Source organism: Peptoniphilus stercorisuis (genome assembly GCF_017874395.1).
Classification (GTDB): Bacteria; Bacillota; Clostridia; order Tissierellales; family Peptoniphilaceae; genus Anaerosphaera; species Anaerosphaera stercorisuis.
Genome location: NZ_JAGGLJ010000027.1, coordinates 1 through 11776, shown reverse-complemented (window position 1 = coordinate 11776; position 11776 = coordinate 1). Strand labels below are relative to the sequence as shown.

Genomic DNA, 11776 nt, shown 5'->3' with positions numbered 1-11776 from the left:
GGAACCTTTAAAAAACCGCAAAACTTACGAAGTTCAGAAGATATAGATAAAAATGTAATCAAAAGATCTACAGAAGGTATAGCTAAGATGTTTTTTACAATAAAAGCATTAAGCATAGATTCAAGAGAAAAATCTCTTTTAGAACCAAACTTTGAATAATATTTTTGATAAAAAGAAAAAGGGATAAAATCACTGATATTAATAAATTTATTTAATAAAGAAAGTAAATCATCTTGATTTTGATAATAAAACTTATCAAAATCAGTAGAAATATCACAAAAGTTTAATTGATGAGCTGAAACTGGCATGGGATTCTCCTTTCTTTCATTTTGAGTTATACACAACTTGATACTGTATATATACCCAAAAATGGGGGAATTCTAGCCATTTCAATATAGAAAAATGTAGTATATATGCGAGTTGTAGAGTTCTGCAACGAGCTAATATAATTAAATAAAGGAGGAATTATATGAAAATCGCAATAGCTAGTGAAGGATTAAATGTTTCAGGACATTTTGGACATTGTCCATTTTTTACTGTATATGAAGTAGAAAATAAGGATATTAAAAATAAGATAGAACTTGAAAACCCAGGACATAAACCAGGTGCATTACCAGTATTTTTAAAAGAAAATGGTGTAGATGTAATAGTTTCTGGAGGAATGGGAGCTCATGCAATAGAAATTTTTAATGAGAATAATATAGAAGTAATAACAGGAGCTACTGGATCTATTGAAGAAAATGTAAAACTTTACATAGATGGCAAATTAGAATCATCAGGATCAGTTTGTCATAATCATGAACATTCTCATGAATGTGGAAACCACTAATAAAAAGGTGCCTTTAAAGGTACCTTTTTTTAATTTAAGTTGTAATATATTATCAGAAATAAATTAAAAATATTTTCTAAAAATAGATTAAAATGATAATAAATATCAAATAAAATATTAAGGAGAATATTTATGAATTTAAAAAAATTAAAGAAATCTCTATTTGCCATTACTTTTATTTCGGCAAGTATATTATTAAGTAATAATCTATATGCTATTAATGGTGAAAATTACATAGCGAATAATACTCTAAAATCTCAATCTATTAAAAGTATAGAGGGAATTAAAGTAGATGTTATATCATCATCAACTGTAAAAAGGGCAGAATTTAAATTAAAAGAAGAAAGTGAAAATAATAAAGATTGGTTTAATAATATTTATGAAATAAAACATGGATATGCAACTTTAAAAAAATCTAAAGAAGATAATTTTAATACTATGCTTGGTAGAACTTTTTATCTAGATTATCCTTTTATAAAACTTGAGGGAACTCTTGGAATTATAGACTATGGAGAAAATAAATATATTATAAAATCAAAGGGTTACGAAGATTTAGCCTTTGATTATAACTTTGAAAAAGCTGTTAAAATAAATGCGAAAATAAAGGGGAAATACTCAATTGATAAAGATGTATATATTGAAATAAATAGTGATATTGATCCAAATAGTGCAATACTATTTTATTCTTTAAATAGAAAGCCTATATATAATGATAAAGTTCGACTTGAAAAAATTGACAATAAAACTTTTCTAGTAATAGATAAATCTTTATTAAAAGAAGGAAATAATATTTTAGAAATTATTACAAATGTAAATGCACCTATGGAAAATGTAGATTTAGAAATAAATGTAGGTAGTTTACAAAAACTAAAAATAAATCAAGAAGTAAATCCTATAGATGCAGGAAGTGTTATTTTACCAGAAGAAGTTTTTGAAGAAGATAAAGTTAAAGTAGATGTAGATGTTAAAGAAAATTATGAATTTTTAAATTATACTATAAATGGTGAAATAGTTTCAGAAAATAGTGAATATGTATTTATTGTCAAAGAAGATTTAGTAATAGTTGCAAACTTTAAAAAATTAGAAGAGAAAAAACCAGAAGAAAAGGAAGAACCAGAAGAAGAAAATAAAGAGGATAAGGAAATAAATAGTGAAGTATCAAAAAAATCTTTAAATAAGAAAAGAAAAAATAGGTTAAAGAAAAACAATATAAAAGAAAAAGAAGAAATAGATTATTTATATAAAGAAAAAGAAGTTAAAAATAATATAAATCTTTTAAAGGGTTATTCAGATGGAACTTTTAAACCAGATAATAATATTACCATTGCTGAGATTATTTCAATATTTGCCCAAATAGAAAATAAAAATATAGAAAATAAAAATTTTAATAGTAAATATAAAGATGTAAATAGTAGAAAGTGGTATAGTAATAGTATTTATAAATTAGAAGAACTTGGATATTTAGATGAAGCTTTTAAAGGTGAAAATTTAAATCCAAATAAATATATATCAAGAGCTGAATTTTCAAGTATTGCAGCAAACTTTATAGAAAGTAGCAATGAAAATAGTAATTTTAAAGATGTAGATGAAAATCATATATCAAAAAAATCTATTGATAAATTATATTCTAAAAATTATATAAAGGGTTATTTAGACGGAACTTTTAAACCAGATAATAATATATCAAGAGCTGAAGTTGCTACTATATTAAATAGAATGCTTGAAATTAATAGTAAAGAAAATATAGAAAATTTAGAAAATAAATACAGTGATCTAGATAAAAATCACTGGGCATATTATGAAATACTTTCAATAAGTAAATAAAAAAGTAGACCATATGGTCTACTTTTTCTTATATAAATAAGTTAACTCCAGATTTTTCAGCATCTCCTAAATAAGTTGCAACTCCACCTATTTCAACACCATCTACAAGTTCTTCTTCTTTAATGCCCATAACATCCATAGACATAGAACAAGCTATAAATTTAATTCCAAGTTCTTTTGCATTATTCATAAGAGTTGGAAGGTCATCTACATTTTTTTCTTTCATAACTTTTTTCATCATTTTTGAACCAAGACCACCCATATTCATCTTAGAAAGTCCAAGTTTATTTATATCTTCTGGAAGCATTGTATCAAACATTTTTTCCATAAACATTTTATCTACATCAGCTTTTTTCTTAATAATAGAAAGTCCCCAGAAAGTAAAGAACATAGTTACTTTTTTGCCCATTGAAGCTGCTCCAGTTCCAATAATAAAGGCAGCCATAGCCTTGTCAAGTTCGCCACTAAATACAACAATAGTAACTGAATCATGTGTTTCAAAAACTCTATTTTCAGAGTTTGTCTTTATTTCATTAGAGCCTTTCATAACATAGGCTTTATAAACTTTATCTTCTTCAACAATATCTATAAGAGTATTTTTAGTAGTTTTACACCAAGCTGCTATATCTTTAGTAAAACCAATATCCGTAACTAAAACCTCAATAATTTCGCCATCTTCTATTTCTTGAATGGAATTATAAACTCTAGTAATAGGGCCAGGGCATTGTAAACCACAAGCATTTATTTTAATACTTGCATTTATATTATTAATATCTAAATCTAAGATTTCTTTTTTTACAGTTTCTGCTGCTTTTTTACTTTTTAATTTATAATTTGCAATTTGATAAGTTTTATATCCACCATCTAAAACAATAGCTTCAATATTATTTTGTGTAAGAATTCTATATCCAATATAAGCTCTAAGAGATACTCTACAATAAAGTACAACTTTTTTATCTTTAAGTTCATCTAGATGATTTCTAAGTTCTCCAAGAGGGATATTTATAGAACCTTCAACATGTCCCATATTAAACTCTTCTTTTTCAGAAACATCTACAAAGATATAATCCTTATTTTTGTATTCTTCCACTTCACTATATTGAATAAATTTAACCTTATTATTTAAAATATTTTCTGCAACATATCCAGCAAAATTTGCAGGAGTTTTAGCAGCATTAAAAGGTGGAGCATAAGCAAGTTGTAAATTTTTAAGTTCAGTAACTTTAAGACCTGCATAAATTGCAGTTGCAATAGTATCTATTACTTTATCAGCACCATCAAGAGCAACACATTGAGCACCTAGAATTTTTTCATCATTATCAAAAATAACCTTTAGATGCATTGGGAATGATCCAGGATAATATGCAGCATGATTTACAGGGTGAAGATGTATTATATTATAATCTCCACTTAAAGATTTTTCGTTTAGACCAGTACTTGCAGCTTGAAGATCGAAAACTTTTGCAATACTAGATCCTAAAGAACCATCATATTCTCCATTAAGTCCATTTAAAATATCTGCAACCATTCTACCTTGATAATTTGCAGGCCCAGCTAAGGCGATTTGAGTTTTTTCCTTAGAAATAAAATGCTCAACTTCAACAGCATCACCAACAGCAAATATAAATTCATCAGAAGTTTTCATTTTGCTATCTACAACAATACCGCCACGTTTTCCAACTTCAAGACCAGATTCAACTGCAAGTTTATTTTCAGGTTTAACTCCAATAGCAAGAATAGTAATATCTGATTGTATTTCTTCCTTACTAGATAAAACAATAGTTTTTCCAGAATCTTTAAATTCAGAAACGCCATCATTTAAAATAAGTCTTACACCTTTATCTTCAATATGCTCATGAAGTTCTTGTGCCATTTCAAAATCAATAGGAGCCATAACTTGATCACTCATTTCAACAAGAGTAGTTTCAAGACCTAGATTTTTAAGATTTTCCATCATTTCAAGACCAATAAATCCTCCACCAACAACAGTAGCAGTTTTTGCGTTGTTTTTTTCAATGAATGATTTGATTTCATCAGTATCAGGAACAGTTCTTAAAGTAAAAATATTACTTGCTTCATTAATACCACTAATAGGTGGTTTAATAGGGCTAGCACCAGGAGATAAAATTAAATAATCATAGGATTCTTTACCAGACTTACCATTAATATTTTTAAATTCAATATTTTTTTCAGCTCTATTTATTTTAGTAACCTCAGTATTATTATGAACCTTCATATTAAACTTATTTTGCATCTGCTCAACACTTTGTAATAGAAGAGCATCTCTTTCAGCGATTTCTCCACCAATATAATAAGGAAGTCCACAATTTGCAAAAGAAACATATTCTCCCTTTTCAAATAAAACTATTTCAGCATCTTCGTTTAACCTTCTCATACGAGCTGCAAAGGAAGCTCCTCCAGCAACTCCACCAACTATAACTATTTTCATATATCCTCCAATATTAATTTAATTAAATTTCTAGTATTATCATTTTTAATAGAATAATAAATTTTGTACCATCACGACGACCTTTTAGTAAACCTTCTTTTTTCAAAATCCCCACATGTTGAGAAATTGTAGATTGAGGCATATTAAGACAATTTGTCATATCAGAAACTTGTCCCTCATCTTTTTCACTAAGTCCTCTTAAAATACATAACCTAATAGGATGTGCAATAGCCTTTAAAATATTTGCTTTTTCTTCTAGTAAATCATAATCATTTATTAAAAAATCTTCCATTATATTCCCTTCGTATCAATTAATCTATATATCGTTATATTACGATATTACAATATTTCTGAGAAAAGTCAATAGTTTTTAATTAAATATTTAACAATCTTAATATTTTTAAACCTTTTATATATAAAAACAACTTGATATAATAGTTTTAATAATTAGAAAGGGCGTATAAATTGAAAATAGATAAAAATGTAGAACTTAATATAATAGATTTTGATTATAAAGGTAATGGCGTAGCAAAATATGACGGTAGAATAGTATTCTTAGATGGAGGAATAATCGGAGATAAAGTACTTGCAAAACTAACTCAAGAAAAGAAAAGTTTCTATAAAGGTAGAGTACTAAAAATTATATCAAAATCAAAGAATAGAGTAGAAAGTAAATGTCCTCATTCAAATAGATGTGGTGGATGTGACTTCTTAGAATATGATTATAGTGATCAGCTTAATTGGAAAGAAGATAAAGTTAAAAATGATTTATTAAGAATAGGTGGAGTAGATCCAGAAATAGAAAATATTCTTGGAATGGAAAATCCATATAATTATAGAAATAATATACAGCTACAAGTAAGAGATGAAAAACTTGGATTTTTTGAAAAAAACTCTAAAAATATAGTGCAAATTGACTCTTGTAGAGTTGCAAAAGAAGGAATTAATGAAGTAATTAAACTACTTAAAAACTGGAAAGGATTAAGAAGTGTAAAAACTATTTCAATTAGGGAAAATTATAAAAAAGAAATAATGATAGTATTTATTACAGAAGAAAAAGTTCAAAAACTTAAATCTATATTATCAGAACTAATAGACTTAAATGTAGTTTCAATATTTGAAAATGTAAATAAAAAATCTAAATACAGATTTTCAGAAAACTTCAATAAACTTTATGGAGAAGACTACTTTATAGATAAAATTGGAGAATTAGAATTTAAATTATCTCCAGAATCATTCTTTCAAGTAAATCCATATCAAGTAGAAAAATTATATAAAACAGCACTTGATAATCTAGATATAAATAAAGAAGACATAATATTTGACTTATACTGCGGAATAGGAACACTATCACTAATGGCTGCAAAAAATGCAAAAGAAGTAATAGGTGTAGAAATAGTAGAATCAGCAGTAGATGATGCAAGAGTAAATGCAGAATTAAATAAAATAGAAAATGCAAGATTTATTGCAGGAAAATCAGAAGTAATAATAGAAAAATTAATAGAAGATGAAAAAACAGTCCCAAATAAAATAATATTAGATCCACCAAGAGCAGGAATAGATGAAAGTTTAGTTGAGAAAATTTTAGAAATAAAACCAGAAAAAATTGCCTATATATCCTGTAATCCATCAACACAAGCAAGAGATATAGCACTTTTAAAAGATGATTATAAAATAGAATTTGTAAAACCAGTAGATATGTTTTCTAATACAGTACATGTGGAGACGTGCGTCCTTTTGTCCCACAAGAATTCACACACGTCTGCACCATCTTTATAAACAGGAAAATTGAACAAAATAGACTTTAAGGGCAATTCAGCTTCATCACATGGAAAAATCTCTATTTCTTTGATTAACGAAGAAATCAGGGATTTTTTCTCTTCATCACTGATTTTATCGTATATCCTATCAAAGTTTGCCAGTAGCGTATAGATATTTTCTAAGGTAATGGCATCTTGTTCTACAGCTTTTCGGCGCAGCAGAACATCTTCAATTTTTACTTCAAGCTCTACGATAATGTCATATAGTCCATCAAGCCTGAGGGTCATATCATGGACTTTGCGTTCCCTAAAACGGGTATCCTCAGGCAGACTGTCGATTTCGTTTTCAAGTCGAGCTTTATTAATATCTACCTCTCTAAGCTTAGATTCATAGTTTTTTAGTTCTCTATTTAAAGTTGAAGTATCAATCTCTTTACCTATTCTTGATTTAATTTCCTCTGCAAAATCTTGGTTTTTAATCAGCTCTCTGATTGCTTCAATGACAAGTGGTTCAATATCCGTTTTTTTGAGCATAGATTTATAATCGCAGCTTTTCCCACGTGCGGTTCGTGATTTACTGCAAACATAATAGTAAATTTCTTTATATGTGCCATCCTTGTTTGTCCAAGCATGTTTGTTGGTGTATATCGGACCACCGCATTTAGGACACTTTAAAATACCGCTTAACAAATGCGCTCTATCACGACCTATTTTGGAAGGTGACTTAATGCCTGTCAGTTCTCTTTTCTCATGTGCAGCATTCCATAGCTCTTCACTTATAATTGCTTCATGTTGACCTTCGGCTATGATGTAATCTTCCTGCGGGACTTGCTTATATTCATTCTTACTTCCTTTTACTTTTTCACGTACACGCCTGCCATAAGAGATTTTGCCGCAGTAAACAGGATTATCAATAATCATCCTGATAAAATGTGTACCCCAGAGCGAAAGGGTGCCGTTATTTCGTTGTACTTTCTGAATACCTTGCAGGTTGAGGTAATTGGCGATTTTATGAAATCCCATGTTTCCATTCAAATATTTATCAAAGATAATGCGTACAGCCTCAGCCTCATCTTCTTGAATAAAAAGTTGTTTGTCCTTAAGGTAGTAACCATAAGGTGCAAAACCACCATTCCAACCTCCTTGACGAGCTTTCTCTTTTCGACCGTTCATTGTCTGCTCAATGATATTTTCGCGTTCTATTTCAGCAACAGCAGATAGAACGGAAATCAAAAGTTTTCCACTTGTTTGTGATGAATCAATTCCTTCCTCAATACAAATTAAATTTACGCCAAAGGCTTGAACGTGCTCTAATGAGTTTAAAATATCGGCTGCATTTCTTCCAAAGCGGGAGAGCTTATAGACCAATATGTAGTCAATCTTTAATCCGTTTTCGATATCAAATAACATTTGTTTAAATGCAGGTCTGCCTTCGATGGATTTACCGGATTTGCCGGCATCTTCGTAAATGTCTACAATCTCCATTTCTTCTCTATCGGCAAAACGCTTCAAGTTATTTTTCTGCCCGTCCAAACTGAATCCATCAACTTGCATTTCTGTACTTACACGGGGATAAAGCACACATTTCTTGCCACTCCTATTCATAGTCATACCTCCAATAAATTATTGGAAAACATCGATATATTAATATAGTCCTTACTCAACGCCGTCTATTTCGTTTAACACTTCAGCACCATGTTTTTCTACAATCTGAGAAAGTACATTTATAAAATCCTGAAATGATTTAGAGTTTGCATACTTGTCATCGGGTGGAGTAGTTTTGACTGTAGTTTCGGATAAACTTTTGATATTTTCCATTGCAATCACCTCCAAGTGTATTGCTTATATTAATTATAAGCATTTATTCTCATTATGAAAAGTTTGTCGCTGTATCAATTAGGCATACCATAAATTGAGTTATGCAAAAATATGGTATGCCTTAGTATTCTTTATGTGTCATATTTGCCACGCACCCTGACAAGGGGGATATTTTGAGCTGTCATTGGCTTGACATCATAGCCCCGCAATACCGATCAGCCTTGTCCCTTCAAGAGGCCGCAAATATCGCAGGAACTCCCCCTCAAATCTGTGGGGGGTCGTGAGAAAGTATCATTATTCCTGATGTGTGTCATCGCAACAACCGTGCCAATGGTTGGTCTAATGGCTGCATTTTATCGCTCCGACTGTGCAATGCACTGTCATCATGGCGCTGCCCATTATGCTGCTTCGCTTTTCAGCCACATAGGATTCGTACTCAAAATACCGTATATTTAATTGTCAAGGAACAACAAATCACATGACGCTAAACTCGTCTTACTAATCAGGACAAAAATCAGGCAAAAGTAAGGGGTGTTAAAGAAACTTTTTTCAAATGAGTAGCAGGTGATTTGTTGTGGTTAAGACTGGGATATGTTCTTCTTGTTAATTGAAACTAAATGGTTTATAATGGTTGTATTGATCTGTGGAGGTAGCACAATGAAAACTTCGGATATGATACGGCAGTTATGTGAACAAATGAATATCAGTGTTTCGGAGTTGGCAAGACGGTTAGGTCAGTCACCACAGATTCACCAATATTGGGGAAGCGGGAATATTTATTATTTGTTATACTGTTATATATAGTGGTCTAATGATGATTGTATTCACCAAATATCGATTGAAAGAGGGGTGGCTGATTGAAAAAGATTATTGTCAGCATTCCCAATGCCTTGCTTGCGGGCGGTGTTGTCATGTACCTAAAAAAGAATCCGGATTTCAAGGTATATCGCGAGGACAATCCTTCTGGAATTGAGGATTTATGTATCGCCTCAAAGGCAGATGTGCTGCTGGCGGAGGTGCGGTAGCGACCTCCCCACACCCTCGATGAATGGAATATTCGGGTAAAAGCAATCAAAAAAGGTCTCCCCGACTGCAAGGCGGTTTATGTAGTTGATGAAAACAGCTTTCCCGAGCTGGCCGACCAAGTGGCATTTGCCCGCAGCAACAGACTCATCGACGCTTTCGTCTATGGCACGGTTTCGGGCGAATATGTGACTGCCCTAATCGGCAGTTTGTAAGGAGGTAAATGCACATTTGCACACAAGAGAACAGAATGGAAGTAAATATCCGCAAAAGGTAAAACAACAAATAAAAGGAGGAAATTATAGTGAAAAGAAGAAAAGGATTGGCTTTTATCCTGGCTTTAAGCTTGGTACTTAGCTCATTCTCTGTATCCTTCGCTACAGACGTCGCAGAGGAAACTACACCTGTGACAGAAACTACAACAGAGGCAGTCGCACCTGTAGCAACCGCTACAAACACAGCCTTTGCTGACATCGCAGGACATTGGGCAAAAGATGCCATCGTAAAATGGGCAGATTACGGTGTTGTCAAAGGTTCTGATGGGGTTTTCCGTCCAGACGCACCTCTGACAAGAGCAGAAATGGCTACAGTACTCAGCAACTTGATGGACTATAAAGTTGCAGCAAAAAACAACTTCAGCGATGTTGCTACCGGAGCATGGTATGCAGACGCAGTTCTTAAAGCCAACGCAGCTGGCGTATTGAGCGGTGATGGATCAGGACTAGCTTCCCCATCAGCAAACATTACAAGGGAGCAAGCCACCTCCATGCTTGCAAGGGCTTTTGCAGTAGCTGATGCCAATGGAACTTCTTCAAGCCTGACAGACACCCAGAACATTTCTTCTTGGGCAAGACCAGCCGTTTTCGGTATGGAAGCAGCCGGATATGTAAGAGGATTTGAAGGAAAATTCAACCCTAAAAACAACATTACAAGAGCAGAAGTAATGACAATCATCAACAGCGCTGTAAAAGCTTACTACACAGCAGCAGGCACATATACAGAAAATGTAGATGGACTTGCAGTAGTTAAGGTACCCGGCGTAGTTCTTAAAGACGTAGTCATCAGCGGAAATCTTATCGCAGCAGAAGGTATTGCTAGCGGAGACTTGACCTTAGATGGCAAAACAGAAGTTAAAGGCAAACTCATCGTAAGAGGTGGCGGAGAAAACTCCATCATCATCAAAGGAAGTGCCGCTGTTTTATCCATCGAAGTTTCCAAGGTAGACGGCAAGGTGAGAATCTTTGCTGATGGAGCCTTGATTAAAGAAATTACCGCGCTTAAAGGCGAAATCATATTAGAAGGAAACTTTACAAACGTAGAAGTGAAGGCTGATGCTACTGTTATCATCAAAGGTAACGTAGGAACCCTTAGCATGGAAAGCAAGGGAACTGTAGACATCCAGTCCGGAACTGTTACAACCCTTGACATCCCTGCTGGTGCAACCGCTACAATTGCTGCAAACGCAACGGTAACCACAGCCAACATAACAGGCGCAGCAGACATTAAGGGAACAGGAGCAATCGGAACTGCAAACATTTCAGGAACAGGTGCAACCATTGTTCAGACCCCGACAGCAGTCAACGTTGCAGATGGTGGAGCAGCTACAGTAGGCGGTAAGACTGTAGATGGTGCTACCAGCGCTGCACCAAGCACTGGCGGCGGCAGAGGCAATTCCTCAAACACCGTAGCGGTAAGTGCTATTAGTGTGGAAGGTAAAGATAAAGCAACAACAATAACCACTAAGGGTGGAACACTACAGATGGTTGCTACTGTTACTCCTGCTGAAGCAAGTAACAAAGCAGTAACATGGAGTGTTGAAAATGGCACAGGAAAAGCAACAATCAGTGATGATGGCGTGTTACAGGCACTAACAAATGGAATAGTTACTGTAAAGGCAACAGCTAAGGATGGAACTAAAGTAACAGGAACATTAGAGGTTACTATTTCTGGGCAGGAAGTAGTGCCAGTAGAATCAGACCTAACAGCCTACAATGCAGCGTTAGCCGCAGTAGTAGAAGCTGATTACACTGTAGAAAGCTGGGAAGCATATCAATTAGTAGTAGCAGCTAACGG

10 protein-coding genes are annotated in these 11776 nt (G+C 32.8%); 5 read left to right on the top strand and 5 right to left on the bottom strand.

The genetic code is table 11. The features are described 5' to 3' along the window. The coding region (locus J2Z71_RS08720) for a transposase (RefSeq protein ID WP_483428588.1) at window positions 1-308 on the bottom strand (308 nt) is incomplete at its 3' end. Window positions 309-469: 161 nt separating this feature from the next. Here J2Z71_RS08720 and J2Z71_RS08715 point away from each other — a divergent pair. Together J2Z71_RS08715 and J2Z71_RS08710 are read left to right on the top strand one after the other, a co-directional pair. Continuing rightward, window positions 470-829, top strand: a complete 360-nt coding sequence (locus tag J2Z71_RS08715) for a NifB/NifX family molybdenum-iron cluster-binding protein (protein WP_210062253.1) — start codon at window positions 470-472, stop codon at window positions 827-829. A 132-nt stretch (window positions 830-961) separates the two neighbouring features. Further along, window positions 962-2653 (top strand): S-layer homology domain-containing protein, encoded by a 1692-nt coding sequence (locus J2Z71_RS08710; RefSeq protein WP_210062251.1) that lies wholly within the window; start codon window positions 962-964, stop codon window positions 2651-2653. A gap of 28 nt (window positions 2654-2681) precedes the next feature. Here the strand turns inward: J2Z71_RS08710 and J2Z71_RS08705 are convergent, their stop codons facing one another. Further along, window positions 2682-5102, bottom strand: a complete 2421-nt coding sequence (locus J2Z71_RS08705; RefSeq protein ID WP_210062249.1) for an FAD-dependent oxidoreductase — start codon at window positions 5100-5102, stop codon at window positions 2682-2684. Between the two features lie 22 nt (window positions 5103-5124). Continuing rightward, entirely contained in the window at window positions 5125-5394 is a 270-nt protein-coding gene (locus J2Z71_RS08700; protein WP_210062247.1) for an ArsR/SmtB family transcription factor, read from the bottom strand. Between the two features lie 173 nt (window positions 5395-5567). On the opposite strand from J2Z71_RS08700, the gene rlmD reads away from it, so the two are divergent. Next, window positions 5568-6881: a 23S rRNA (uracil(1939)-C(5))-methyltransferase RlmD gene (gene rlmD / locus J2Z71_RS08695; protein ID WP_245311223.1), complete on the top strand. Its 1314-nt coding sequence runs from the start codon at window positions 5568-5570 to the stop codon at window positions 6879-6881. On the opposite strand, the gene J2Z71_RS08690 is transcribed toward rlmD, so the two are convergent. Together J2Z71_RS08690 and J2Z71_RS08685 are read right to left on the bottom strand one after the other, a co-directional pair. Continuing rightward, complete coding sequence (locus J2Z71_RS08690; RefSeq protein WP_210062246.1) at window positions 6770-8467, bottom strand: recombinase family protein; 1698 nt, start codon at window positions 8465-8467, stop codon at window positions 6770-6772. The genes rlmD and J2Z71_RS08690 overlap by 112 nt on opposite strands. A 51-nt stretch (window positions 8468-8518) precedes the next feature. Beyond that, window positions 8519-8680 carry a hypothetical protein gene (locus tag J2Z71_RS08685; RefSeq protein ID WP_210062244.1) on the bottom strand — a complete coding sequence of 54 codons (162 nt, stop codon included), beginning with the start codon at window positions 8678-8680 and terminating at the stop codon, window positions 8519-8521. Between the two features lie 857 nt (window positions 8681-9537). Between J2Z71_RS08685 and J2Z71_RS08675 the strand changes: the two genes are divergently transcribed. Both J2Z71_RS08675 and J2Z71_RS08670 read left to right on the top strand, forming a co-directional pair. Beyond that, window positions 9538-9705 (top strand): hypothetical protein, encoded by a 168-nt coding sequence (locus J2Z71_RS08675; RefSeq protein ID WP_210062242.1) that lies wholly within the window; start codon window positions 9538-9540, stop codon window positions 9703-9705. A gap of 302 nt (window positions 9706-10007) precedes the next feature. Beyond that, window positions 10008-11776: S-layer homology domain-containing protein (locus J2Z71_RS08670; protein WP_210062240.1), on the top strand; the 1769-nt coding region annotated here is incomplete at its 3' end.